The organism is Enterococcus sp. AZ015 (assembly GCF_050499225.1).
In the GTDB taxonomy this organism is placed as follows: domain Bacteria; phylum Bacillota; class Bacilli; order Lactobacillales; family Enterococcaceae; genus Enterococcus_D; species Enterococcus_D entomosocium.
Map to the genome: position 1 here is coordinate 2061004 of NZ_JBMHEX010000001.1, position 26843 is coordinate 2087846.

Consider the following 26843-nt stretch of genomic DNA (forward strand, 5'->3'; position numbering starts at 1 on the left):
TTGTTCCTCCTGAATGAATTCCTACTAATTTTATCCTATTTTGCGCAAGAAAGAAAGAGAGCCGACAAGTAAAATGTCCACTCTCTTCCATTCTTTATTTTGGTTGATGAAAGGTCTCATGTGCTGATGCAACAACTTTCGGGATATCGATCCCTACTGCGGTACCTTCTTGCAGGCTTTTCTTTAAATGTACGATAAACTCGATATTCCCTTCGCCACCAGTGATTGGTGAAAAACTTAGGTTTAAGACATCGAAGTTTGTTTTCTTAGCAAATGCTAGTACTTCCTCCAAAACTCGTTCATGGGTTTTGGGATCACGAACGATCCCATTTTTCCCGACTGCTTCTTTGCCCGCTTCAAATTGCGGTTTAATCAGCGCCATCACTTCGCCATCCGCTACCAAAATATCATATAGCGGGGGTAAAATCAGTTTAAGTGAAATAAAAGAAACATCGATCGTAGCGGCATCTGGAAGACCGTCTAAAAAATCAGTTGGTTTTGCATAACGGAAGTTGACCCGCTCCATTACGATCACTCGCTCATCTTGCCGCAGCTTCCAGGCTAACTGATTGTAACCGACATCCAATGCATAGCTTTTTTTGGCACCATTTTGCAATGCCGCATCAGTAAAACCACCGGTGGATGCGCCGATGTCTAACATGATTTTATCGGTTACGTCAAAATCAAAGACTTTGAGTGCTTTTTCTAACTTGAGACCACCACGAGAAACATAAGGCAGCTTTTTGCCTTTGATCTGCAGCAGCGTATCTGCGGCAATTTTTTCTCCCGGCTTATCTAGGCGCTCATTATTTTTTTCTTTGTACACTAATCCAGCCATCACTCCCCGTTTGGCTTGCTCTCGGGTCTCAAACAGGCCTTGCTGGACAGCTAAAACATCTACTCGTTCTTTCTTCATGCGTTCCCTCGAATCTCAAATCGTTCCACAAATGCCAATAAAACATCCGGCGTAAATTGACCGTATTGACTTAATTGCGCCAGAATTTCTTTGGCCTTGCCTAATTCTTCTGTCAAGGCTTGCTGCGCGCCTGCTAAGCCAAGTAAAGCAGGATAGGTACTTTTCGCCAATTCGTCATCTCGACGGACAACTTTGCCTAGCTCTTCGGTCGTACTAGTGGCATCCAGCAGATCGTCGCGAATTTGAAAGGCTAACCCAATATGCTGGGCAAAGCGATCCAATTCATGCAGAACTTCTTCCGTCTGGTCGGCTAAGACACCTCCAGCAATCACCGCAAAGCGGATCAATTCTCCAGTTTTCCGTTCATGAATGGACATCAGTTCCTCAAGACTAAGGGCTTGGTTTTCTCCTTGAATATCAGCTGCTTGGCCGGCGACCATGCCTTGTGTTCCCGCCGCTTTACTCAATTGCTGCAGCAGCAAGACTTTTTGATTGGCTTCGATCTCCGCCATAGCGACTAATTGAAATGCAGCCGTCAAAAGACCATCTCCAGCTAAAATCGCTAAAGCTTCACCAAAAACCTTATGGTTGGTAGGTTTGCCTCGACGCAGATCATCGTTGTCCATTGCTGGCAGATCATCATGGATCAGCGAATACGTATGCACCATTTCTAGGGCTGCCGCACACTGGTACACCGCGGTATTGACGGGTTTGTGAAAAGCGGCGACTGTTGCTGCCAATAAAAGCGGGCGAATACGTTTGCCGCCAGCTTGGATCGAATACTGCATGCTTTTAAACAATCGTTGATCAGAGGTGTGTTCTTTGACAAAGCGCTCCATGACTTCTTCAATCAATGGGGCGTGTTCTTTTGTGAATTCTGTTAAAGCACTCATTGGTTTTCCTCTTCAAAAGGCACTTCTTCGTTAGATTCTGTCATCATTTTTGTTAAGGACTTTTCCGCTTTACTCAAAGTGTCCTTGCATTGCTTACTCAAAACCATCCCTTTTTGAAAAGCATCTAGTGCCTCTTCTAAGGGAACATCCCCTTGTTCCAAACGGGTTACAATTTGTTCTAATTCTTGTAATGATTCTTCAAATGTTGGATTTGCCATGATTAACTCCTTCTGTACTAATAACTTCGACAAGTGCTTGGCCATCTTGGTAATGGATCGTCAGCTGGTCTTCTGGCTCGATCGTATCAATCGATTTGATTACCTGCTCATTTTTCGTGGTATAGCTGTAGCCCCGACCCATGATTTTCAGTGGGCTTAGCAAATCAAGAGATTGGACTGCATTTGCAAATTGATTTTCTTTTGCTGCATAAATATCTTTCATGGCTTTCATTAAGCGTTGGGAAAGATAACTGACCTCTTGGTTACTAGCTTGCAATCGCGCTTTTGGTTGTTGTTGTGCTAACCGTGAAATCAATTGCTGTGCCTGGCGATCCTTGTCATAAAGCAAGGTTTGCAGACCTTGCTGCATCCGCTGCTGCAACTGATCGAGTTTGATGGACTGTGCCTCATACAAGCGCTCTGGTTGTCGAAAAACATATGATCCAATCACTCGCTGATAGCGTTCTTGTTTGTACTGGATCTGGTGCATAAAAGCTTGCTCTAATCGGGCTTGTCTTTCTTCGATCCGCAAAATCTCTTCTGATAGGACGGGCACTGCTAATTCGGCAGCTGCGGTCGGAGTTGCCGCCCGCACATCCGCCACTAAATCGGCAATTGTCGTATCAGTTTCATGCCCCACTGAAGAAATAACTGGGGTTTTTGCGTCAAAAATGGCTCTTGCCACTCGTTCTTCATTGAAAGGCCAGAGGTCCTCAATCGACCCACCCCCACGTCCGATAATCATAGTATCAAAGGTACCATCGGCTTCGACTCGTTGGATATTTTTCACCACATCATCCGCGGCTTTGTTGCCTTGTACCACGGTTGGATACAAAACGATCTGAGCAATGGGATAACGCCGCTGGGTCGTCGTGATGATATCTCTGATCACCGCCCCACTAGGACTGGTCAAGACTGCGATGCGTTTCGGGTATTTCGGCAAAGACTGCTTCGGTGCAGAAAATAATCCTTCCGCTGCCAATTTCTGCTTTAATTGTTCATAGGCTTGATAAAGGGCACCGACACCATCTGGTTCCATGTGATCGATCACCATCTGGTAATTTCCGCTTGCCTCATACAAGGTGATACGTCCAACCGCCATGACTTTCATGCCCTCTTCTGGTTGAAAGCGCAGCTTGTCAAAAGCACCCTTGAACATGACGGTCGAAATTTTTGCACCATCATCCTTTAAACTAAAGTATTGGTGATTGGGGCGACGACGAAAATTAGAGATCTCCCCCGTCAAATAAACCCGCTCTAAATACGGATCGACGTCAAACTTACGCTTGATATATTTTGTTAATGCGGTCACCGTTAAATATTCTTGCGCCATTTAGTTTTTCATTGTCTCCTTTGCTGCCTCGATCGTTTGGGCCATCAACATCGTGATTGTCATTGGTCCTACACCTCTAGGTACCGGGGTGATATAGCTAGCGATCGGTTCGACTTCATCAAATTTCACATCGCCGATCAACTTGCCATTGGCATCCCGATTCATTCCTACATCGATCACCACGGCCCCTTCTTTTACGAAGTCTTTTGTGACAAAATGACCGCGGCCGATCGCCACGACTAAAATGTCCGCTTGCTTCGCTAACTCAGGCAGATTTTTGGTTTTTGAATGAGCAATAGTCACGGTGGCATTTGCCCCTAAGAGCAAGTGCGCCATCGGTTTTCCGACAATGTTGCTGCGGCCGATAACTAAAGCATTTTTCCCTTCCAATTCGATCCCATACGCAGCAAACATTTTCATGATGCCATAAGGGGTACAAGGAATTCGGTCAGGTACACCGGCAAATAATTTTCCTAAATTGATTGGATGAAAACCGTCGACATCTTTTTCCGGTTTGATGGCTAACAGCACTTTTTCTTCATTGATATGTTTTGGCAAAGGAAGTTGAACTAAAATGCCGTGAAAGGCATCATCGTTATTGAACTGTTCGATTTCTGCTAATAATTCTGCCTCAGTAATGGATTCAGGATAGCGGGCAACACGGGAATTGATGCCGATTTTCGCCGCAGCTAGTTCTTTATTTTTCACATAAGTCTGGCTTGCTTTGTCTTCTCCAACAAGTAAAACAACTAATCCCGGTGTCACACCCTGCTCTTTTAGTGTTGCTGTCTCTGAAAGAAACGCCGCTTGCATTTTTTCAGCCAATTCTTTTCCATTGATCAATGTACCCATTCTGACAACTCCTCCAACCTGATTATACTGACTTATTTTGTAAAAAGAAACGCACCAATCGTTTGTCGATCTGCTTCTTCATGTTTTCTATCATAGCATTTTCTGAAAAGAAAAACACCGTCTAAGGCTCCCTTTTTTCGGAAAAAACGAGGTCAAACCGACAAAGTGTATGCAAAAAAACCGAACGATCAAGCAGGACCGTCAAAACAAGGCGGTTGCTCATAAATCGTTCGGTTTCTGCCTCGATCGAATAAAGGCTGTTTTCTTTTGTTCGATAGTGTTAAGGCTGAAAATTACTCACTTACTTGGTTGTTTTTTGTTTCTAGCTCTTGATTGACTGTCGATAAAATACCGTTGACAAACTTTCTTGACTGATCGTCACTAAAGGTTTTCGCTAATTCGATCGCTTCATTCAAAGCCACACGATTCGGCACATTATCCACATAGATCATTTCATACAAAGCGATTCGTAAAATCGTCACGTCCATTTTTGATAAACGCTGGATTTTCCAACCGGCTTTTAGATGACTTTGAATGACTTCATCCAAGGCTTCTTTATAATGACAGACACCTGCCACTAATTGATCTAAATAAACAGGGACAAAATGCTCTTGTTCTTCATCAATCAATTCATGGTGTTCCAACTCGATGGCATGCATGATGGCATCTTGTTTCGTTAAATCTTTGTTAAAGTCTAGTGGAAATAAAGCTTGTAACGCCATTTTCCGTATTTCATGCCGTGATAATTCTTTACTCATTTTCTTCCTCGTCGTTTCCAAATAATTCTTCGATGTCTGGTAAATCTACTTTTTCTGGCACGACTGCCACAACATGAACATTTACTTCAGCCAGTTGCACATCTGTCATAAATAAGACTTGCTGTTTGACCCGTTCTTGGATCTCCATTGCCACTTTAGGCACTGACATCCCATAAGTGATATAGCAGTAGATATCCACTTTGATCCCTGTTTCATCGATCGTTAAGTAGACTCCTTTGCCATGAGCTGCGCGGCCTAGTAATTCAGTGACACTGTTTGCCAGTGTTCCTCGCATCCCATAGACACCTTCCACTTTAGAAGCAGCGATCCCAATAATGATCTCGATCACTTCTGGCGCGATGACGATCTCGCCTAATTCAGGACTTGCATTTAATACAAGGTTTTTATCTTCATTCATACGTTTTTGCCTCCATTCTAAACAGCTGTACCGTATTGTTTGTAAAAAAATCGCTCGTTTTTTCCGTTTGAAGCAAGCCAGCGCTTGATTCAATCAATAACATCCATGGCACAGTGTTTCTTCTCGCTCTAAGTTTATCATTTTCTGCACTGAGAATCTATAATAACCCACTATTCTCAATGAATTTTCTGAAAAACAAGGTCGATGAATCAGAGAATGATCAATTCTTTCGGTGAATGTGTCAACACTTTATTACCAGTTTCAGTGATCAAAAGATCATCCTCGATACGAACGCCGCCAATTCCTGGAAGATAGATGCCTGGTTCATCTGTAATGACGTTTCCGACAACAAATGCTTTATCAGCACGGAAGGAGACATTTGGTCCTTCGTGGATTTCTAAACCAATCCCATGGCCTGTTGAATGACCAAAAGCATCCCCGTAGCCAAAGGAAGCTATGTGATCCCGGGCGATCGCATCTAGTTCAATTCCGGTCATTCCAGGTTTTGCTGCTGACAAGACTTTTTCTTGTGCTTCTAGCACGATTTGATAGATTTCTTTCAATTTATCGCCAGGATCCCCCACAGCAAAAGTTCTGGTCATATCAGACACATAGCCTTGATAGTAACAGCCAAAGTCTAACGTGATCAGATCGCCTTGTTCAATCACTTTTTCACTGGCAACCCCATGGGGCATTGCTGAACGAAGACCACTGGCCACGATCGTTTCAAAAGATACGCTTGTGGCACCTAATGAACGCATAAAGAAATCTAACTGATTCGCCACTTCGATTTCGGTCATCCCTGGGCGGATCATTTTCAAAATATGTTCGAACCCTTGATCGGCGATATGGCAGGCTTGTTGGATCAATGCGATTTCTTCCTCATCTTTGACTTCCCGCAATGCCTCGATCATACCAGATACAGGAGCTAATGAGGATTCCTCAATCAAGTCTTCTAAGACGGAGTATTCAGCAAAGCTGACGAAACTTTCTTCAAATGCTAAGACATTGATTTCTTCCTTTTGGCAGATAGTTGCAACTTCTTCAAAAATCGGTCCACTATTTTTTACGATCTCAAATCCTTGGGCTTGGGCAGCTGCTTGCTCTGTATATCGGAAATCTGTTACAAAAAAAGCTTTGTCCAACGTAATGACTGCTAAACCAGTTGTACCAGTAAAGTTTGTCAAGTAACGCAAATTGTATGGGCTGGTGATCAAGAACCCATCAATCGAATCTTTTCTCATTGCTTCACGTAATTTTTCAACTCTTAACATGTATCGTTCCCTACTTTCTTGTTCTATACGATAGTATTATAACAAACTTCCAGAAAAAGCGGAAAGTAAGCGAAAAGTTTTCTAAAAAATCAAACAATACGAACCTAAAGAATGGTGTTTTAAAAAGACTCTAGTTGGCTCTCTCGTTGTTCTTTTCTAGATAACTTTAATCCACAAAAAAAGCAACCCAATCAACGGATTGCTTCTTTGATAATTATCTTTTACGTCCCAAAAAGAATGATACGACAGCCACGAAAATGACTGCCCCAATGATTGCTGGCACGATTGCCATTCCTGCCACTTGCGGTCCCCAAGTGCCGAATAAGCCTTGTCCGATTGATGCGCCCACAAGTCCTGCCACGATATCAAAAATGCAACCGCGTTTTTCTCCTGCGATGGCGCCACCGATTGAACCGATGACCGCTCCCACGATCAATGTCCATAAAAAGTGCATAATAACCCCTCCTAAACTTTCTTATAAAAAGGGTAACATATTGAGAATCAATTGGAAAAACATATGCTCTCTTGTTATTTTCTACGGGTAATTGCCCGTTTCAAGATATCGAAAAAGCCAAGAGAATGGACCATATGATCTGGGTCAACGTATTCGCGAATTGCCCGCAGAACTTTTTTTGGTTCTTTTGATGAGAAGGTATATGTCCCATTCTTTTTGGTCCGAATCGCATACCGTGGGATCCAGCGTCCTTTGAACAAGACCGAAGCGATCACATAGTCGACATCTTCCCAAGGAATTTGAATAAACTTGCGTTTGTCACGATCATTATAAAACTCAAAGGCATTATCGCCGATCATTATTTTGCCGTATTCATTGATACCTAAAAAAGACGTAGCATCGATCGTCAAATCAACTTTTGTATTAAGGGATTGTACCATTTGCGCTTACTCCATTCTATATCGTCTTATCGTTACCTATTATACGTGTTTGCGGCATGTTTGGCGAATAAATAAAAAGATGCTTGGGTCTCCCCAAGCACCTATCATTGAAAAGATTATAACAATCCGATCAAGTGTCCACCGATACCGACTAAGAATAGACCGATAATAATGACGATTGGAGAAACTTTTTTCTTCAATAACCACATACATAACAAAGTAAGCAATAGTGCAGCTAAACCAGGAATCAATTGATCCAAGTTGTTTTGCAATGTTGTTACTTTTGTATCAGTCAATGCACGGCCTTCAGCTACTTGTTGGAAGGCTTGTTGCAAACCAGTTGAACCAGAAGGCAAGTTCGCCCAGTCGACATAAGCACCTTCATCAAGCGGTACGCTTGAGACAACTGGTGCAAAGGAAATCGATACCCAACGTTGAACAAGTGACCCTAATACGAACATCCCTAAAATAGAAGCACCTTTTGTTACATCTTGTAGCAAACCACCTGAAAGGTCATCTGTGATTTTAGAACCAGCACGGTAGCCGAATTCTTGTGTGTACCACATAAATGCCCAACGGATGATGTTCCAAGCAACGAAGAAGATGATTGGGCCTAAGATGTTTCCGCCTAAAGCAAGAGAAGCACCTAATGCACCTAACATCGGACGTACAGTAAACCAGAACACAGGGTCACCGACACCGGCTAAAGGACCCATCATCCCAACTTTTACCCCTTGGATCGCTACGTCATCGACAGGCGCGCCATTGGCACGTTCTTCTTCTAACGCTAAAGTTACACCTAAGATTGGTGATGCGATATATGGGTGAGTATTAAAGAATTCTAAGTGACGCTTCAAAGCAGCGGCACGGTCTTCTTTTGTTTTGTATAATTTTTTGATTGCTGGAATCATTGAGAATGCCCAACCACCATTTTGCATACGTTCATAGTTCCATGAACCTTGAATGAAGGTAGAGCGCCATGCTACGGCTAAACGATCTTTTTTATTTAATTGAATTTTTTCTGCCATTTTTTTCTCCTCCTTCGATTCTAATAGTCATTCAAGATATCGCCTAGAGGGTCGCCAGTGTTGCTGCCGCCGCCTCCATTTGATGATCCGCCCATTTTAGTTAGGTTCAAGTAGATCAATGCGATTGCTACTGCCAAGGCACCGATAGCGATCAATGTCAATTGAGAGATAGCTGCGATTACGAAACCGATAATAAAGAATGGCCATACTTCGCGAGTTGCCATCATGTTGATAACCATTGCGTAACCAACGGCAACAACCATACCACCACCGATAGCCATACCATCAGTTAACCATGCAGGCATTGATTCTAAGAAGTTTTGAACAGTTGCAGCAGGGATAGCCAACAATGCAGCTGCAGGAATCGCAATACGAACCCCTTGCATACATACAGCGATCACGTGCCACATTTCGATTTTACGAATGTTGCCTTCTTCAGCAGCAGCATCCATAAAGTGAACGATTGGCACAGCCAATGTACGAACGATCATTGTCAAGAACAACCCAGCAACAGCTAGAGGGATCGCAACGGCAATCGCTGTATCAACACCAGCAGTTCCTTGTCCACCTAAAACTAAAATAATTGCAGATGCGACAGACGCCAATGCAGCATCAGGTGCAACAGCGGCACCGATATTTGCCCATCCAAGTGCGATCATTTGTAATGATCCGCCCAAAATGATACATGCTTCCAAATTACCGGTCACTAAACCGATCAAAGTACACGCGATTAGCGGTTGATGGAATTGGAATTCATCCAAGATCCCTTCCATACCAGCTAAAAAGGCAACGAGTACTACTAATACCATAGATATAATAGTCATGATAGACCTCCTATTTAGTTGAATACGTTTCTATTTATTTGCCAATTCATTTTTGGCTTTGCGTAAGATTTCATCCATGTTGTCTCGAGAGTCATTTGGTACTTTACGCACATCGAATTTGATGCCGCGTTCTTTCAAATCTTCAAATGTATTCACATCATCTGTACCCATCGACAATACTTTACTTACAACAACTTTCCCAACAGAGTGAGCCATTGAACCAACGTTCACTTCAGTAATATCAACGCCACCTTCAACAGCACGTAATACATCTTGTGGGTTTTCAAATAATAGTAAAGCTTTCGTATTCCCGAAACGAGGGTCTTTAGAAACTTCAATCATTTTGTCCACTGGAATGACGTTCGCTTTTACTCCTGGAGGAGCTGCTTGTTCGATCAGTTTTTTACGCAAGTCATCTTTTGCCACCGCGTCAGAAACAACGATGATCCGAGATGGATTCACTGATTTTGTCCAAGCTGTAGCAACTTGACCATGCAACAAACGTGAATCGACACGAGCAAGTACGATTTTGATTTTGCCATCGCCTAGAACAGTTCCCGGAGGAAGTGATCCTTTAGGTTGATCGTCTTGCACTGCTTTTGGTGCTGAAGCTTCTTCTGGTTCAAGTTCTTCTGGTTTGACCTTGACCCCTTCTTTAGCTGTTTCAACGATATGCGCAGCAATTTCATGCGCTGTATTCATTGAAAAACGTGAAGCATAGGCTTCGATCACCATTGGTAAATTCATACCAGCAACGATTGCCCATTTGTCTTTGTGATCTTCAAACAAGCTGTTCGCTTGGTTGAAAGGAGTACCACCCCAAAGATCAACTAAGAATAATACTTCTTCTTGATCGTCAAATGTAGCAATTGCTTCTTGCATTTTTGCCTTGATGTCATCTGGACCTTCACTTGGCATCAATGTAACAGCTTTAACATTTTCTTGTTCGCCGAAGATCATTGAACCAGATTGCAAAATGCCGTTAGCAAATTCTCCATGACTTGCTAGGATAATTCCTACCATCTTTTTACCTCCTATATCAAAATTGAAAAATGTGACACGAATACGAAAGAAAAAACAACATCGAAAAACTAAGGGTGACTACCTTCTTTTTCCAAAATATCCTTCAAAAAGATTTTACGATCAGCTGGAACTTTGCGTATCTCCACTTCAATGCCTTGGTTTTGCAAGTAAAGCAATGAAGCAAGATCTTGATCATTGACTGACACGAAATTAGTGATCATTCGTTTTCCCATTGAAAAACTCATACCGCCGATATTGACGGAACGAATGTCAATGCCTCCTTTAACCAGAGTCACGACATCTTGAGGGTTGGTAAATAATAACATGACTTTTTGCGTATTAAATAATGTGTTATGCGCCACCTCAAGCATTTTCGCTACTGTCACCACATTGGATTTGATCCCTGGTGGAGCAGCTTCTTTCAAGAGAAACTTTCGTAATTGGTCATTTGCGACTTCATCACTGACCACGATGATTCGATTGATACCAGTCATTTTCGACCAAGCTGTGGCGACCTGACCATGAATCAACCGATCGTCGATTCGGGCAAGACGTATATCCATTCCCATTGTGCAAGCCTCCTACATCCATCGATCCGCTTTTCATATTGAGGATCTGTTCTTTTTTCAATCACCTCCTGTATCCACTTATATAGAAGCAAGAAGCGTGCCAAGTTTTTCCGATACACTATTCTTGAAAAAACCTTAAGAATCAGCATTCAGATAATACACTAAAAAAGATACACTAAAAAATACTGTATCTTTTTTAGTGTATCTGTATTATTTGTAAGAATTAAAAATACATTTCTTTTTCGTGATGGTTTTTGATCAGCTCTAGCAGATAGTACTCTTCAGTCTTAGGCACTTCGATATTCATCAAGCGTGAAAACGATTGGACATGCACATGCAATTGGCCATAAAGCGGATTCTCCTCCATCGCTGCTAAATCAATTTCAGAAACAGTCAATGGCTGCCGCAGTAAGATCCGCTCCAGCATACCTGCGCCATGCATCACAAAATTGATCTGAAAGCCTTGCTGCGCCCCTACCAAATCCAAATCGTGAATGATCTCTTCGCCAAATTTCCACAACGGCTCTACTACTTTTTTCGCATTGATATAGGTAAAGTTTTCCTCTAAATACCGGACACAGATTTCTTTCGCCTGCCGATCATCTAGCTGTACTTCATCTTCAAAACTCAAATCATTCTCTAATAGGATATCATCCAACAGTAGATCAACATCTTGATCAATAAAACGTTCTAATGAAATAAACGGTGCGTCGATATGGGGATCGATGATCCCTGTTGCGGCAATCAGACGGTAGCGCTGTTGAATCTGATCCAAGTCCGTCCTCAGATCCGCCACCGATAACGTCACCACTTCGACATTTTGGTTTTGACGTTTTGACAATGAGCTTTGGATCAATTCTTTGATGCGCTGCGCCGTTCCCTTTCCCGAAGCGCAGACCGCTAGAATCGCTTTAGGATGGTGGTTTTGTGTCACTGGTTCTTCCACAGTGACCGCTCCATACCCGCGGAACTTCCGTAATGAATCATAGAGCTGATCGAGGTCCGTGCCGATCACTGACGCTTTACGGACCGTCTCTAGGACGATGGAGGTGGTCACCATATCGACTGTTCGAACAGCCACACCCGTTTCTCGTTGGATTTCATTATTAAAGGTCGCTAAGGACCCCATATCGACTAAGAGGATCACCCCACTGCCATCATTGACTGCCCGTACACTATCCACGATTTTTTTCAACGCCACAGCCGGGGGCATATCTAACGGCATGTCCACCGCTGTCACTTGATCGACTTCCAGCAATTGTTTGACCACTTGTACCATGCTACTGGCTGTGCTGTTGCCGTGGGCTGCAACGACGACGCCGATTTTCCCAGAGGAATGAGAGGTTCTAAGAGAAACCAGAAGAACCGCTAAATAATAAGATTCGCTCTCAGGAATCGCCACTTGGAAACTATCACCAATAAAATCGCGGACTTCTTTGGCGACTTCAAACTCTTGAGGATAATCAGCTACCATCTGACGAATATTGTCATTGGTTTGTCGTTCTTCTCCCAAATGGATTTTTTTCAAAAACGAGCTGATGTGTAAGCTCATGGCATAGATGAAATTTTGCTGAAAATCATAATTTAAGCGTTGTCGAACCAGCTCATAGATTTGATTTGTTACACTGATCACTTTCTGATCGACGAATTCACTTAATTTATTGACCGAGTTAAAGGAAAACCCGTGATCTTTATAAAAAGACTTTAGGTGAACATTGATATCTGTTGAGATAAAATGATTGATCGCTTCTTGATCTAACCCATCTGCTTTTAGCAGAGCAGCCTTGTCGCCGATAATATCGTAAAGATTATAAGGCAATTCATAGGAATCTGATTGAATATTGTTTAAGTTTTGATTCGGTTGAATGCTGATCTTCGGTTCAAGGATCTTAGAAAGCTCTGCCAGCTCATTGCGGCGATTCCCCAAAACGATCAATCCTGAACGAATCCCTTCTGGCAAATCGATCAAATCGATTTCAATCTCATCTTGTTGCATATGATTCAAAAAGCCCCGTGCACAGACTAGCTGGACATTGGATTTCAATTGACCGATATTCCCAAAACTGACACTGCCGATCAACGCTTTGACCACATCTTCTGTCAAGGAGATCGTCCGCTGAATACGGGTCGCCTCTTGCCCGACTAATACCCGAACGAGATCGACTTTTTCTGATGCGGGTCGTTTCTCAAAAAAGGGCAGTTGAATATTGATGGGAATGCGTCGGGTAAAGGTATCTAATAGCGTTGAGTTGGGGTCTTCGGTAGTAGCACCAACGATTCGGACATTCGCTTGATGATTTTTGCCCGTCTCTCCTAGACGGCTAAAGGTTCCATGATCCATAAAGTAAAAAATCATTTCTTGCCCTTCTGGCGGTAATCGATGGATCTCATCGAGAAACAACATACTCTCATCCGCTTGATCAATAATACCAATCTTCTCTTGATCGGCACCCGTAAATGCCCCCCGTACATAACCAAACAAATGGCTCATCAAAAGCTCTGGGTTATTTGCATAGTCCGCACAGTTAAAGACGATCAATTCTTTGTCATCGGCAATTACTTGATTGCTTTTGGCAAACTGGAACATCGCATGGGCAAAGTACGTTTTCCCAGAACCAGTAGGCCCTGTGATCAAGCAGTTTAGCCCTTTCGGCGGATACAAGATCGCTGCTTTCGCCTGCTCAACAGCGTTTTTCATACTTCCGTTGGCACCGATGATCGTCGCAAAAATATCTCGGTCAGAGGGTTTTCCTTGTACTCGTTGAGGGAAAGCTTTTTCTCTTTGCGGGCGACTTTCTTTGTAGCTTGGGACATACTTTTCCTTACTGCTGGGATCGACCCCTGCCGCCCAATAACGAACAGGCCGCGAGTCGCTTTTTTCGACGCGCCCTTCTTTAACAAGCTTATTTAAATCCTTACTGGCATTACTGCGCTGAATGGCTAAATGATCGGCAACTTCTGAAGTAGACAACCCCTTCTTTTCCCCTAAGCCGCTCATCGTATTTTCGACGATATATTGATAAATCCGTTCGATTCGCTTGCCCAACAGCTTCGCCTCCTTGTTTTTTCCACTTGAATACTTTACTCATTTTTCTATAAAAAAGCAACTTTTTTTCCACACAGAAAAAGCAAAATACTTTGTTCGAAAGAATAATAGAACGTCCTTTCACATGCTACTCTCAGCATAAAGCATTTTGCCAAAAAAAGATATTCAAAAGTCAGGATGTGTTAGGCTTTTTCATTGGGAATGAACGTTGGCACCTGGTCTGGAAATCGTTGCAGTTCTTTTTGCATCCAAATCACATCGTGCCATTGATTGAACTTATAGCCGACATGCGAAAAATCAGCAACTTTCCGATACCCAAGCTTCTCATGAAAAGCCTCGCTTTGTTGATTGCCTCCTGTAATACACGCAGTCAGATTGACCACGTTTTGCGCTTTTAGTTTTTCTTCAAGCCCTTGATAAAGAGCGGTGCCGAGCCCTTTTGCTTTGGCATCCGGCGCTAAATAAACGGTTACTTCAACGGTCCAATCATACGCCGCCCGTTCTTTATAGGCTGACGCATAGGCATAACCGACAATTTCACCAGCCTCTTCTGCAACGAGATACGGGTAGCGTTTCAAGGTCTTGGCGATGCGTTCCGCGAATTCTTGAACCGATGGCACCTCCGTTTCAAAGGTAATCGGTGTATTTTCTACATAATAAGCATAGATTGCTGTCAAGGCTTGGGCATCTGCAATCGTGGCAGAACGTATCGTCATAGAACCCCTTCTTTCAGTAAATTTTTTCCCAGTATACTCTTTCTGAATAAAAAAAACAATCCGCTTTTGACGGATCGTTTCCTAGTTATGAATGATTTAACGGGCTTTTTCAACTCCGCAATACACGGTAAGATGTTGCGGCAGCACCGCTACTGTGATTGGCAATTCCGGCCCTGGATCACCATCGACATTCGTTTCGATCGTTGCCCCATCCGTCAAACGAATCGTTGCTTTATCAAAAGTTTGATAACCAAGAACATCATTTGATTCCGTAACTCCTTTGAGAAGCTCAGGCACGCTTTTGACAGTTTCCCAAAGATTCGTATCCTTTAAGTAGATCAGATGTAATTTGCCGTCATCGGTACTCGCTTTAGGCAAAAGAGATTCGAAACCGCCGATCGTATTGGATGAACCAACGATCATCGTACTGCTTTCCACAGCGATCGTCGTTTTTTCGCCATTATTTTCGGCGGTCACTTCAAACGGATGACTTTCATTTTTCCGCACTTCCCGTAGACCAGAAACAAAATAGGCCATTTTTCCCAGCTTGGTTTTTTCTTCAACTTCCACATTGTTGATCGCCGCTGGAATCATACCAATCGCCACTACATTGGTAAAATAGTCTTGATTAACCTGCCCAATATCGATTTTGCGGGTGTGATCCACTGCAAATGATTCGATGGCTTCCTTGGGATCTAGTGGAATCGCTAATGCTCTGGCTAAATCATTTACTGTGCCCAGCGGGAAGAAACCGAAATTTGGTCGTTTGTCATGAGGAGCTAAGCCATTGACCGCTTCATTGACGGTACCATCACCGCCCATTGCGAAGACACTGTCAAATTCTGCTGCTGCCTCAGAGGCAAAACGTGTAGCATCTCCTTCTTTTTCGGTATGTTTGACAACGACTTCTGAAAAAGCTTCCCGCAGCTTTTCTTCTGCCATCTCCTCAAATTCTTTCGCTTGTTCCCCACCAGAACTTGGATTGACGATCAATAATGCTTTCATAAAACAGCCTCCTTGTTTGGGTTCATTTTCTATGAATCCAGTATAACAAGTTTCACGAAACCTGTCTTAAACGACATCCGCCTATCCGCTGCAAAAAAACACAGCCTATGCAGACTGTGTTTTTTCGAGTACGCACCTCATTTTATTAAACCAATCGTTTACGCAAGCGCCCAGAAATAAAATCAATGATCGTGACCGTCACAACGATCCCTAATAAAATGATTCCTACACGGCTCCATGATCGCGCATTGATGGCAAAGATCATCGGCGTACCGATCCCACCTGCCCCTACGATCCCTAAGATCGAAGCTGAACGGACAGCCAGTTCAAAACGATACAAGGTAAAAGAAAGAAATTCTGGAATCAATTGTGGCAATGTCGCAAAGCCTAACACATCCCAACGATTTCCTCCCGCACTAACGACCGATTCTGAAGGACCGTGATCCATGTTCTCGATCGCTTCGCTATAGAGTTTCGCCAACATCCCAATGGAATGGACACTAACTGCCAAAACACCAGCAAAGGATCCGGGACCCACTGTTTTGATGAACATGATCGCTAAGACGATTTCTGGAAACGTTCGAATCGCCGTCAGCACGATTTTACCGAAACCTGATAGCCAGCGAGGGCTGTTTTTGCTGCGCGCCGCCCAAAAGGCAAAAGGAATACTTAATATTGAGGATAAAAACGTACCCACAAAGGCGATCGCAACGGTTTCGATCATCAAACTGATCAAATCTTCGCCATCACCGGTATAAACATAGCCCCAATCAGGATGGATCAGGCCATAAAAGATTGAGCCGACAATTTGACCGACATTTTCTTTAACACCCGCAAAAGGCACGCCAGCAAAAGCCCAAATATAAAGGAGGATAACGACTACTGCGATCAGCCAATTCCGTATTTTTTTCTTTTTCGGTTCTGCTGGCAACATCATAACAATCGCTCCCTTAATCTATTACTGATGGTATCAATCACCAAAACAACTGCAAAAATCACTAAGACGATAATCGACGTCTGGTCATATCGAAATTGGCTTAAAGATCGTTGTAAGAAAACACCGATTCCGCCTGCGCCGATATACCCAAGAATCGTCGATGCCCGCACATTGATCTCAAAGGCATAAAGCAAGTAACTAAGAAAATGGCTCATGACTTGCGGTACGACTGCATAGCGGATGATGTCAAACTTCGATCCTCCAGAAGCCGTGATTGCTTCGATCGGACCTTCATCAATCGTTTCAATCGATTCATAAAACAATTTGGTGATCATCCCAAAAGAAAACACAGAGATGGAGATCACCCCGGCAACGGGACCGATTCCGACAATGGCAACAAATAAAGCCGCCAGCATCAAATCAGGTACTGTCCGAATGATATTTAAAACAAAACGGAAACAACCGCTGATCCAATGATTCGTCATGATATTTCGTGCTGCTAAAAGCGAAAACGGAAAGGCCGCCAGTGCACCAAAGGTCGTGCCGATGATCGCCATTTGGATCGTTTGCAAAATCGGCTCAACAATGATTTTGGCATATGCCCAATCAGGATGAGCCATCTTTTGTAAAATGACATTCATTTGACTGCTATTGCTAAAGAACCGTGCCAAATCAACGCCTGAAATAGAGCCGCTAACGAACAATACCACTAAAAAAATGACGAGCCACAGAACATTTTTCCATAGTCCGCTGCGTTTCGGCAACGTATTTGTCGTCATTGTCCTGCCCCTTCCTGCTCTTCTATGATCTCGCTGCCATAAATCTGTTTCAATCGCTGATCGGTCGCTTCACTGACAGGGCCATCAAAAACCAAGCCTCCGTCTCGCAACCCGATGATCCGCGTGCCGTACTCTCTTGCCAATTGGACAGAATGCAAATTGACTACGATGGTAATCCCCAGATCTTGATTGATCCGTTTTAAGTCATTCATGACTTTTTCAGTGGTTAAAGGATCTAAGGAAGCAACCGGTTCATCCGCTAAAATAATCTTCGGCTCTTGCGTCAAAGCACGGGCAATCGAAACCCGCTGCTGCTGACCGCCAGACAATTCATCGGCTCGAGTATAGACTTTTTCTGCTAAATTGACCCGCTGCAGCGATTGATAAGCCAGCTCTTTATCCGCTTGCGGGAACAAACCAAGCAACATTTTGATCGTTGGGTGATAAGCTACTCGCCCAGTTAAGACATTTCGCAAGACACTCGAACGTTTCACCAAATTAAAGCTTTGGAAAATCATGCCAATGTCTCGACGAATCAAGCGTAGCTCTCTTCCTTTTGCTTTTGTGATCGACTTGCTATCGATTAAAATCTCGCCACTCGTGATCTCGTGCAGTCGATTGATGGAGCGCAGCATCGTTGATTTTCCTGCTCCTGATAAACCCACTACGATGACAAATTCCCCTTTTTTGATATCGATGTTTAAGTCCTTCAAACCTAATACCCCATTTGGGTATTGCTTGGTCACATTCTGAAATGAAATAATCGTTTCGTTCTCTAGAGCCATGATTCTCCTACTTTCTTTCCATTAGGTAAAAATTGCTTTCCATTCGAAAAGGGTACCTCAACTACCGGTACCCTCCCGATCTATTCATCTATTAGTTATTGTCCGACTTGTTCCGCATACTCTCTTACGATGTCGAAATTGCTGTCTTGTGAAACAACGTATCCTTCATGAGAGTAAATATCAGAGATGATTTGTTTTCCTTCTTCATCTTTACCGATCGCGATAAAGGCATCTTGGATTTTTTTGTCCCACTCTTCACTCATGTCGCTGCGGACACTGATCGTATCGTTCGGGATCGGTTCGGTAAAGTACATTGGTTCTACCTCATCCATGATTTCTGGGTAATCATTTTTGACCGTGTTGCGGGCATCTTCAAAAACGAACGCTGCGTCAACGTCGCCATTCAAGACAGATAAGACCGCTTGGTCATGGCCTTTGACTTGAACAGTCGTCACATCCGTATTGATATCGATGCCTGCTTTTTTCATTTCTGCTACTGGCCAAACATAACCGGCAGAAGAAGTAACATCTTGCGTGGCAATCGTTTTGCCTTTTAAATCTTCCAACTCTTTGATATCGCTGCCGCTTTTTACGACGATCATTGAACGATAGCTATCAACCAATTCATCCGTTGATTCCCCACCAGGCTGCTTGATGCCATAACGCTGTGCTTGTAATAGCACCTTAACATTGCTTTGTTCATTTGCTAAAACATAGGCATTCGGCGGTAAAAAGCCGACATCTACTTGTTTCGAAGCCATTGCTTCGACGATTGTATTGTAGTCAGTGGAAACACTCACAGTGACTGGAATCCCCAATTCATCACTTAATAATTGCTCAAGTGGTTTTGCTTTTGCTTCTAATGTTTCTGCTGCTTGTGATGGAACAAATTGAACGGTCAACTTTTCTGGTACATATCCTGCTTCTTCAGCCGCCGAGTCAGTACTTGCTCCACCTGAGCCACATGCCGCCAGCGTAACTGCTGCCACCAAACCTAAACCAAACATTGCCGTTTTCTTCCAAACTTTCATCACTTTTTCTCCTTTTCATTAAAAAAATCGAACTCACGGAATTCCGAACTTTCCTTTTTGATTATAAAAAATCAACGAACCAAAAACAATCTTTTTCGAATTACGAACGTTTTCTTTTTTGATAATGTTCGTGTTTTTACCAAAATCATTCGTGAGCACATTCTCAATAATCAACGTTTTTCGAAAGTTTCTTTCCATTTGTTCTACTTCCTCAGAGTATCAAATGAATATAAGGTTTGTGTTGTCAACGTGTAAAGATTTCGTTAATCGCAAAAGGAACTTTGTGAACAACAAAGCATGGATATACTCGTAATTCTTACCCTAAGTGCACAAAATTTCTTGAAAAATCTAGCCAGAAAATGACGGCACACTTTTTGGACCGGAAAAACACCAATAAAAAAAGCAGAGAATCCCCTTAAGAACCTCTGCCTTTGACCTCATTTTTTACTGTAGAAAGAGTCATTTACCCTTGATCCGTTGGCAGCTGCAACAAGAGTACATGCTCGTTATCAATCATTTCACCTGTCAAGACAAAGCCGTTTCGTTCGTAAAGCTTTGTTGCGATCTCGTTGCCATCTACAGCGGAGATCCTTAATTCTTGCGCTTGGATATGGGTTTTGAACCAATCTAACCCAGCAAGAAACGCCTGACTGCCTAACCCTTGATTTTGGAATTTTTCTGCGATCATAAACCGCTCGATCCACCACGAAGCTTTTGGATAATCCTCATCCGCTTCGTAAAAACTAAATAAGAGAAAGCCGACCATATCCTCACCATTGTAGAGGGCAAATGCCTGACGTGGTTCCTCATAGATCGCCTCTAACATTGAGTACCAATTGGGCGCAACAAAATCTTCTTGCTCCTTCGTTGTCTTCAAATTCATGCACGCACGATAGTTTTCCTTCGTGATTTCTTTTAATTGAATCATTGCTTCACTCCTTATCTAAGCCATTATAAATAACTATTTCGTTAAAACGGTTTCATTGGTGTATAAAAAAACACCCAGGTTACTTTTACGTAATCTGGATGTCATTTTCTTATGCTTCTTGCGCTACTGGATAAACAGATACTTGTTTTTTGTCGCGGCCTTTACGTTCGAAACGAACAACGCCGTCAACTTTTGCAAACAATGTATCATCTCCACCGATACCTACGTTTACCCCTGGGTAAATTTTAGTACCGCGTTGGCGATAAAGGATTGATCCGCCTGAAACGGTTTGACCGTCAGCACGTTTCGCACCTAAACGTTTTGATTGAGAGTCACGTCCGTTAGAAGTAGAACCCCCACCTTTTTTGTGAGCGAAGAATTGCAAATTCATTTTCATCAACATGAGATGCACCTCCTAGTTTTCTTTAGTAGTTTTGATTTGGATATAATCGTTGTACTCTTCTTGAACTGATTGCAAGCCGATCAACAAATTTTCTAAAAGAATTTGTGCGATATTCGACTGCTCTTGGGTCAAACGAGAAGGCAGTGTGACTAATAAGTACCCACCATTTTCGTTATCTGCTTCAACTTTTGGCGCAACGCCAGCCAAAGCATCGATCCCATTGACTGCACTGATCGCTAAAGCGGATGCTGCAGCACAGACGATGTCTTTGCCGTATTCTCCTGCTTGTGCGTGTCCAGCTAGTTCAAAAGAAACAATCCGACCAGAGTCATTTCGTTTGAATGTCCCTTTGATCATATTCGTTACCCTGCTTTTCGTAAGAATTAAGCGTTGATCGCGTCAATAACAACTTTTGTGTAAGGTTGACGGTGACCTTGTTTACGGTGTGAATGTTTTTTAGGTTTGTATTTGAAAGTTACGACTTTCTTTTGTTTGCCGTGTTTTTCAACAGTTCCTTCAACAGTTGCTCCTGCAACGATTGGGGCACCTACTTTTGTTGATTCGCCACCTACTAAGATAACTTCATCAAAAGTAACCTTTTGTCCAGCTTCAACGTCTAATTTTTCAACGTAGATTGCTTGACCCACTTCAACTTTTACTTGTTTCCCACCAGTTTTGATAATTGCGTACATGCTCTACAGCACCTCCTTATAATATACTTAGACTCGCCATCCCAAGTGACTTTCGTACTTACTACTTGTTCTGTGCGGTTGTAGCTGTGGAGTCCACAATTACAACAGATTAACTTTATCAAAATGTTTTCCTAAAGTCAATCACTAATTAAGGAAAAGACAGAATTCTTTTGCTACTAGACATTTCCTTTTGTGCATTTTTTATTTTCTATTACTATAGAAGAAAGAGCACAAGCGAAACAGAATGGGAGGAGTTTTCATGCAATACCCCAAAGAATTAGCCACTGCCGTTCAACAGGCATCCCGCAGTTATCCGTTGGAAGGATTTGTTCCAGGTCAAGGACCGCTGCAGCCCAAATTGATGATCGTTGGTGAAGCCCCTGGTCGAACCGAAATCGAGAATTTTATTCCTTTTAGCGGACAAGCAGGAAAAGAATTGATGAAATCGTTGGCTTTAGCCGGTTTGACCCGTGAGGATGTCTACATCACCAGCGCTGTCCGCAGCCGTCCATATTCCGTCAAAGAACGAATCAACAAGCGCAGCGGTGCCCATGAGATCGTCCATCCCAATCGGACACCTACCAAAAAGGAAGTCTTGCTACACGCACCACTGCTTGACTACGAGTTGTCCATCGTGGATCCGCCCGTCATTGCAACTGTTGGCAATATCGGACTACAGCGATTATTAGGCAACGCCTATTATATCAAAGACCACCATGGCGAAGTGATCCGTTCCAAAATTCAAGAAAGCAATCCGACAAAGGATGGCTATCAATGGTCGGAAAAAGAATATCTGATCGTGCCGATGTATCATCCCGCTGCGATCTTTTATAATCGGACGTTGACTCCGCAAATCGAAGCTGATTGGCGAGGGTTAAGAAACATTCTTTCACAAATACCAGCCAACGAATAACGACCAGTCCCCTAGCCCTACTGCCAATACGCTGGAATCGTCTGCTCATAGGCGGTGATTTTCGCCGCTTCCTGCAAGGTGATACTGATCTCATCGAGACCGTGGATCAATTTGTGTTTCCAGGTAGCATCGATTGCAAAGAAATGCTCCTCCCCGGCAACGATCACACATTGCCTCGGCAAGTCGATGCTGATTTTTTCAGAAGCAGGCAGCGAGGCGATCCTTTGGCGAACAGTCAAAGGCAGCTCGATGGGCAGCAGCCCGTTTTTGGTGGCATTCATATAGAAAATATCACCGAAGCTACCAGCAATCACGGCTTTAAAGCCGTAATCCAACAGCGCCCAAGCCGCATGCTCTCGAGAAGAGCCAGAACCAAAATTATCACCAGTGACGAGGACTTGAGCGGTCTGATATGCTGGATCATTCAAGATAAATGCTGGATCAGGCTTGCGTTGCGGCAAATAGCGCCAATCGTCAAATAAAAATTCGCCAAACCCCGTTTTTTCGACGCGCTTCAAATAATTTTTCGGTAGGATTTGATCGGTATCGATATTGTCATTCATCAAAGGCAGCGTCGTACCTTCAAATTGCGTAAAAGCTTCCATTAACCAACACCTCCAACCACTTCTCGTACATCGACAAAACGCCCATGAATCGCAGCTGCTGCCGCCATTGCTGGACTACAAAGGTGCGTCCGAGCGTTTTTCCCTTGCCGTCCAACAAAATTGCGGTTTGACGTGGAGGCACAGTGGACGCCTTCTGGTACTTTATCAGGATTCATTCCTAGGCACATGGAACAGCCAGGCTCCCGCCATTCAAAACCAGCCTCAATAAAGACTTTGTCTAAACCGATAGCTTCCGCTGCTTTACGAACAGGGCGTGAACCAGGAACGATAATGCCAGTGACCCCTTCTTTGATGGTCTGACCTTTCAAAATCGCCGCTGCTTCTTGCAGATCAGACAAACGACCATTGGTACACGATCCGATAAAGATGTATTCGATGGGGATATCGGCAGCCGTCTGTCCGGGGTGCAGTGCCATATATTCATAGGCTTGCTGATCATTATGATCTCGCACTTCAGGAAACGTTTCGCTGACCGGTACTCCCATTTCTGGATTGGTGCCCCAAGTGATGTAAGGTTCTAAGGTTGCTGCGTCTAAGGTGATCAGGGCATCATAGTTGGCACCTTCATCGGTATACAGGGTTTGCCAATCCGTCACCGCACTGGCAAACGCTTGTGGCGCAAAGCGTCGATCCTTCACATAAGCAAAGGTCGTTTCATCAGGTGCGATCAAGCCCATTTTCGCCCCACCTTCGATCGACATATTGCAAATGGTCATGCGCTCTTCCATCGTCAGGTTGCGGATCGTTTCGCCAAAGAATTCTACGGCATAGCCACCACCAAAATCTGTGCCATGCGTCGCGATCAATGCCAAAATAATATCTTTGGCGTACACCCCCGGCTGCAGCTGACCGGTGATCTCAACTCCCATGCGTTTCGGTTTTGTCTGCCAAATCGTCTGTGTCGCAAAGACATGCTCCACTTCACTCGTACCGATCCCAAATGCGATCGCGCCGAAAGCACCATGGGTGGCAGTATGGGAATCACCGCAAACGATCGTTTTTCCTGGTTGGGTCAAGCCTACTTCTGGGCCAACCATATGGACAATTCCTTGGTTGGCAGAGCCATTGTCACACAATTCGATCCCAAAATCATGACAGTTTTTACGTAACGTATCCATTTGCTTTTTTGCAACCAGATCGGTGATGGTAAAAATATCTTTGGTAGGCACATTATGATCCATTGTTGCGAAGGTTTTTTCGGGACAGCGAACTGTCCGTCCCGCTTGCCGCAAGCCTTCGAAGGCTTGCGGCGTCGTCACTTCATGGATCATATGCAGATCGACATAAAGCAGCTGCGCCTGCCCTTCTTCTCCTGTGATCACATGCCGATCCCATAGTTTATCAAACAGCGTTTTCCCCATAATTGCTCACTCCTAACTGTGCAATAACCGCTTCTGTAAAGGCAGTTGTCGTTGCCGTCCCACCTAAATCACGCGTCAAGATCCCCGCATTCATTACCTCATAACACGCACTTTCGATGGTATCTGCCAGCTGTTCCTCTTGAAAGGACTCTCTTAGCATCATCACGACAGACAAAATCATGGAAACCGGATTGGCACAATTTTGCCTAGCAATATCCGGTGCCGAGCCATGGATCGGTTCATATAAAGAAACCCCTTCTGCACCATGGCTTGCGCTTGGTAGCACCCCTAATGACCCCGGCAAAACCGAGGCTTCATCACTTAAAATGTCGCCAAAGAGATTTTCGGTCACGATTACATCAAAGTCTTTGGGATTTTGGATGATTTTCATAGCGGCGGAATCAACATATTGATGAGTCAACTGACAATCCGGGAATTCCTGTGCCGTTTCTTCCGCTAATCGGCGCCAAAGCCGGCTAGTCGCCAACACATTTGCTTTATCGACAGAGAGAACCCGCTTCTTCCGCGTACGGGCGATCTCAAAGGCTTTACGCAAAATCCGTCGAATCTCTGCTTGGTGATAATGATTGATGTCGTAGGCTTCTTCAGATTTTTCTGCTTTTTCGCCAAAATAGATACCGCCAGTCAACTCACGAACGATGACAAAATCTGTCCCTCGAAGGATCGTTTCTTTGATGGGAGACAAAGCAATCACCGCATCAACTACTTTGATGGGTCGAATATTGGCGTATAGACCTAACGCTTGACGCAGATTCAAAAGTCCTTTCTCAGGTGTTGTCGGTGCGTTTTCCCAAGCTGGATCACCGATGGCTCCTAAAAGGATCGCATCCGCCTGCTGGCAAGCTTGTAGTGTTTCTTGCGGCAATGGCTCTCCAGTAAGTGCCAGCGCCGCCCCACCAAATGGCCGCTGGTCAAAATGAAAGCGTTGGAGATGGTTCGGACAAGCCGCTTTCAATACCGCAAGGGCACTGTCCATAATTTCTGGTCCGATGCCATCTCCTGCTAAAACCACGATCTTTTTCAAACAAGGACACCTCGATTCTTTAGAGCTTCGCTAGCCTGTACATATGCTTTGGCTGACGCCTGCAAGACATCAAAGTCTAAGCCGATCCCGCTGATTTTTTCATTGGTTTCCTGGCATTCAATGACCACGTGCACTTCCGCTTGCGCATCTTCCCCACTGGTCAAGGCAGTGATCTCATAATTCAACAACTTCGGCTGCTGCTGGAAAATCTGATCGATCGAGTTGTAGATAGCTTGGATACTGCCGGCACCGATGGCTGATGCCACTTGTTTTTCCTCGTCTTTGATGATAGAAACCACTGCTCCTTGATGGCCATTGGACACGTATTGTAGCTGAACGGCGTCCAACTCGCAGCCGCCTTCTTGGCTGCGGCCTTGATCGGCCACCAAAGCCAGCAAATCTTGTTCGGTCACTTGCTTCTTTTTATCTGCCAATTCTTTGAAGCGTTTAAACAATTCGTTGGTTTCTTCTTTGTCAAACTGGTAGCCCAGTTGCTGCATTTTATCGACAAACGCATGGCGGCCAGAAAGTTTGCCTAAAGGCAACGAGTTGGTTTCTACCCCCACCAACTGTGGGGTAATAATTTCGTAGGTCTCAGGATTTTTCAAGACGCCATCTTGATGAATCCCTGATTCATGGGCATAAGCATTGCCTCCGACGATCGCTTTGTTTTTCGGTACCGTGATTCCTGACAAACGTGCCACCAGATCGCTGGTTCGTTTTGTTTCGTTTAATTTGATGTTGGAGGTAGCCTGATAGAAATCATTGCGAATATGCAACGCCAAGGCCACTTCTTCTAATGCAGTATTGCCCGCTCGTTCGCCGATCCCGTTGATCGTTCCTTCCACCCGATCAGCACCATTTTCAATAGCCGCCAGCGCATTGGCTGTCGCCATTCCCAAGTCATCATGACAATGGGAAGAAAAAATGATCTGCTGCTCGCTTTTGATATTGGCGATCAAATAGGCAAAAAGCGCACCATATTCTGTAGGATTGGTAAACCCTACTGTATCGGGCACATTGATGATCGTCGCGCCGGCATCAATCGCTGTTTGAACCGCCTCAAGCAAGAAGGCTTTATCGGTGCGGGTGGCATCTTCTGGCGAGAATTGAACTTTTTCAAAGCGTTCACGCGCATAAGTCACATGTTCTTTGATGGAAGCGAGTACTTCTGCTTTCGTCATATTCAGCTTGTACTGGCGATGCACCTTACTCGTTGCTAGAAAGACATGGATCTGTGGATCGACGGCTTGATAAAGAGCTTCATAGGCACGATCAATGTCTTTTTTCTGACAACGGGCAAGTCCTGCAACGGTCATTTTCGTCACCGCCCCAGCAATCGCTTTGACTGCTTGAAAATCTCCTTCTGATGCAATCGGAAAACCTGCTTCGATCGTATCGATGCCCCATTTTTCTAATTGCAGCGCCAGTTGAACCTTCTCTTTCGTATTAAAGTTGACTCCCGGGGTCTGTTCACCGTCTCGCAATGTCGTATCAAAAAACTGGATTTTTCTCATCACTATTTCCTCCTTAGCAGTGGTAGGAGCACGCTTGGCGCGACCTCATTCAAACACAA

The 26843-nt window shown here is 44.0% G+C and carries 30 protein-coding genes and 1 other annotated feature; of the genes, 1 reads left to right on the forward strand and 29 read right to left on the reverse strand.

The window, feature by feature from the left end; genetic code table 11:
- Positions 1-94: 94 nt before the first annotated feature.
- The 25 genes from IGK85_RS09645 to rplU all read right to left on the reverse strand — a co-directional run bounded on the left by IGK85_RS09645 (position 95) and on the right by rplU (position 21322).
- Entirely contained in the window at positions 95-916 is an 822-nt protein-coding gene (locus IGK85_RS09645; RefSeq protein WP_008378483.1) for a TlyA family RNA methyltransferase, read from the reverse strand.
- Positions 913-1809 carry a polyprenyl synthetase family protein gene (locus IGK85_RS09650; RefSeq protein ID WP_005235358.1) on the reverse strand — a complete coding sequence of 299 codons (897 nt, stop codon included), beginning with the start codon at positions 1807-1809 and terminating at the stop codon, positions 913-915. Before IGK85_RS09650 ends, IGK85_RS09645 begins: the two co-directional genes overlap by 4 nt.
- Entirely contained in the window at positions 1806-2027 is a 222-nt protein-coding gene (locus IGK85_RS09655; protein WP_005235356.1) for an exodeoxyribonuclease VII small subunit, read from the reverse strand. The genes IGK85_RS09650 and IGK85_RS09655 overlap by 4 nt, the downstream gene beginning before the upstream one ends.
- Entirely contained in the window at positions 2008-3360 is a 1353-nt protein-coding gene (gene xseA / locus IGK85_RS09660) for an exodeoxyribonuclease VII large subunit (protein WP_008378484.1), read from the reverse strand. Before xseA ends, IGK85_RS09655 begins: the two co-directional genes overlap by 20 nt.
- On the reverse strand, positions 3361-4212 hold the full coding sequence (locus IGK85_RS09665; RefSeq protein ID WP_005235351.1) for a bifunctional methylenetetrahydrofolate dehydrogenase/methenyltetrahydrofolate cyclohydrolase: 852 nt from the start codon (positions 4210-4212) through the stop codon (positions 3361-3363).
- 293 nt (positions 4213-4505) lie between these two features.
- Positions 4506-4970: a transcription antitermination factor NusB gene (nusB, locus tag IGK85_RS09670; protein ID WP_005235350.1), complete on the reverse strand. Its 465-nt coding sequence runs from the start codon at positions 4968-4970 to the stop codon at positions 4506-4508.
- A complete protein-coding gene (locus IGK85_RS09675; protein WP_005225770.1) occupies positions 4963-5388 on the reverse strand; it encodes an Asp23/Gls24 family envelope stress response protein in 426 nt (141 codons plus the stop codon). Before IGK85_RS09675 ends, nusB begins: the two co-directional genes overlap by 8 nt.
- 209 nt (positions 5389-5597) lie before the next feature.
- On the reverse strand, positions 5598-6662 hold the full coding sequence (locus IGK85_RS09680; protein WP_008378489.1) for a M24 family metallopeptidase: 1065 nt from the start codon (positions 6660-6662) through the stop codon (positions 5598-5600).
- Positions 6663-6876: 214 nt separating this feature from the next.
- Positions 6877-7116: a GlsB/YeaQ/YmgE family stress response membrane protein gene (locus IGK85_RS09685; protein ID WP_005225767.1), complete on the reverse strand. Its 240-nt coding sequence runs from the start codon at positions 7114-7116 to the stop codon at positions 6877-6879.
- 74 nt (positions 7117-7190) lie between these two features.
- A complete protein-coding gene (locus tag IGK85_RS09690; protein WP_005235348.1) occupies positions 7191-7556 on the reverse strand; it encodes a DUF956 family protein in 366 nt (121 codons plus the stop codon).
- A gap of 116 nt (positions 7557-7672) precedes the next feature.
- Positions 7673-8584 (reverse strand): PTS system mannose/fructose/sorbose family transporter subunit IID, encoded by a 912-nt coding sequence (locus IGK85_RS09695; RefSeq protein WP_008378490.1) that lies wholly within the window; start codon positions 8582-8584, stop codon positions 7673-7675.
- Between the two features lie 20 nt (positions 8585-8604).
- A complete protein-coding gene (locus IGK85_RS09700; protein ID WP_008378492.1) occupies positions 8605-9408 on the reverse strand; it encodes a PTS mannose/fructose/sorbose transporter subunit IIC in 804 nt (267 codons plus the stop codon).
- Positions 9409-9438: 30 nt separating this feature from the next.
- The gene (locus IGK85_RS09705; protein ID WP_008378493.1) at positions 9439-10431 is read right to left on the reverse strand and encodes a mannose/fructose/sorbose PTS transporter subunit IIA; all 993 of its coding nucleotides are present in this window, start codon (positions 10429-10431) and stop codon (positions 9439-9441) included.
- 68 nt (positions 10432-10499) lie between these two features.
- Positions 10500-10994: a PTS system mannose/fructose/N-acetylgalactosamine-transporter subunit IIB gene (locus IGK85_RS09710; RefSeq protein ID WP_026008065.1), complete on the reverse strand. Its 495-nt coding sequence runs from the start codon at positions 10992-10994 to the stop codon at positions 10500-10502.
- Between the two features lie 229 nt (positions 10995-11223).
- Positions 11224-13998: a sigma-54-dependent transcriptional regulator gene (locus tag IGK85_RS09715; protein WP_051013021.1), complete on the reverse strand. Its 2775-nt coding sequence runs from the start codon at positions 13996-13998 to the stop codon at positions 11224-11226.
- Positions 13999-14228: 230 nt separating this feature from the next.
- Entirely contained in the window at positions 14229-14762 is a 534-nt protein-coding gene (locus IGK85_RS09720) for a GNAT family N-acetyltransferase (RefSeq protein WP_008378501.1), read from the reverse strand.
- Between the two features lie 96 nt (positions 14763-14858).
- Positions 14859-15767, reverse strand: a complete 909-nt coding sequence (locus IGK85_RS09725; protein WP_008378502.1) for a diacylglycerol/lipid kinase family protein — start codon at positions 15765-15767, stop codon at positions 14859-14861.
- A gap of 145 nt (positions 15768-15912) precedes the next feature.
- A complete protein-coding gene (gene phnE / locus IGK85_RS09730) occupies positions 15913-16704 on the reverse strand; it encodes a phosphonate ABC transporter, permease protein PhnE (RefSeq protein ID WP_008378503.1) in 792 nt (263 codons plus the stop codon).
- Positions 16701-17483, reverse strand: a complete 783-nt coding sequence (gene phnE, locus IGK85_RS09735; RefSeq protein WP_005235330.1) for a phosphonate ABC transporter, permease protein PhnE — start codon at positions 17481-17483, stop codon at positions 16701-16703. The genes phnE (IGK85_RS09730) and phnE (IGK85_RS09735) overlap by 4 nt, the downstream gene beginning before the upstream one ends.
- On the reverse strand, positions 17480-18268 hold the full coding sequence (phnC, locus tag IGK85_RS09740) for a phosphonate ABC transporter ATP-binding protein (protein WP_005235328.1): 789 nt from the start codon (positions 18266-18268) through the stop codon (positions 17480-17482). The genes phnE (IGK85_RS09735) and phnC overlap by 4 nt, the downstream gene beginning before the upstream one ends.
- 95 nt (positions 18269-18363) lie before the next feature.
- Positions 18364-19299, reverse strand: a complete 936-nt coding sequence (phnD, locus tag IGK85_RS09745) for a phosphate/phosphite/phosphonate ABC transporter substrate-binding protein (protein ID WP_005235326.1) — start codon at positions 19297-19299, stop codon at positions 18364-18366.
- Positions 19300-19762: 463 nt separating this feature from the next.
- The gene (locus IGK85_RS09750; protein ID WP_005235322.1) at positions 19763-20227 is read right to left on the reverse strand and encodes a GNAT family N-acetyltransferase; all 465 of its coding nucleotides are present in this window, start codon (positions 20225-20227) and stop codon (positions 19763-19765) included.
- A gap of 109 nt (positions 20228-20336) precedes the next feature.
- On the reverse strand, positions 20337-20630 hold the full coding sequence (rpmA, locus tag IGK85_RS09755) for a 50S ribosomal protein L27 (protein ID WP_003126181.1): 294 nt from the start codon (positions 20628-20630) through the stop codon (positions 20337-20339).
- Positions 20631-20642: 12 nt separating this feature from the next.
- On the reverse strand, positions 20643-20987 hold the full coding sequence (locus IGK85_RS09760; RefSeq protein WP_005225752.1) for a ribosomal-processing cysteine protease Prp: 345 nt from the start codon (positions 20985-20987) through the stop codon (positions 20643-20645).
- Between the two features lie 26 nt (positions 20988-21013).
- Entirely contained in the window at positions 21014-21322 is a 309-nt protein-coding gene (gene rplU, locus IGK85_RS09765) for a 50S ribosomal protein L21 (RefSeq protein ID WP_005225751.1), read from the reverse strand.
- Between the two features lie 19 nt (positions 21323-21341).
- Positions 21342-21412: a sequence feature (ribosomal protein L21 leader region), on the reverse strand.
- A gap of 169 nt (positions 21413-21581) precedes the next feature.
- On the opposite strand from rplU, the gene IGK85_RS09770 reads away from it, so the two are divergent.
- Positions 21582-22235, forward strand: coding sequence for a uracil-DNA glycosylase (locus IGK85_RS09770; protein ID WP_008378509.1), 654 nt, complete (start codon positions 21582-21584; stop codon positions 22233-22235).
- A gap of 17 nt (positions 22236-22252) precedes the next feature.
- On the opposite strand, the gene leuD is transcribed toward IGK85_RS09770, so the two are convergent.
- From leuD to IGK85_RS09790, 4 genes are read right to left on the reverse strand one after another with little or no spacing between them, the layout of a single operon-like run.
- The gene (leuD, locus tag IGK85_RS09775) at positions 22253-22840 is read right to left on the reverse strand and encodes a 3-isopropylmalate dehydratase small subunit (protein ID WP_005235316.1); all 588 of its coding nucleotides are present in this window, start codon (positions 22838-22840) and stop codon (positions 22253-22255) included.
- Positions 22840-24222 carry a 3-isopropylmalate dehydratase large subunit gene (leuC, locus tag IGK85_RS09780; protein ID WP_005235315.1) on the reverse strand — a complete coding sequence of 461 codons (1383 nt, stop codon included), beginning with the start codon at positions 24220-24222 and terminating at the stop codon, positions 22840-22842. The genes leuD and leuC overlap by 1 nt, the downstream gene beginning before the upstream one ends.
- Entirely contained in the window at positions 24203-25267 is a 1065-nt protein-coding gene (leuB, locus tag IGK85_RS09785) for a 3-isopropylmalate dehydrogenase (protein ID WP_008378510.1), read from the reverse strand. Before leuB ends, leuC begins: the two co-directional genes overlap by 20 nt.
- Positions 25264-26784, reverse strand: coding sequence for a 2-isopropylmalate synthase (locus IGK85_RS09790; RefSeq protein ID WP_008378511.1), 1521 nt, complete (start codon positions 26782-26784; stop codon positions 25264-25266). The genes leuB and IGK85_RS09790 overlap by 4 nt, the downstream gene beginning before the upstream one ends.
- Between the last annotated feature and the right edge of the window lie 59 nt (positions 26785-26843).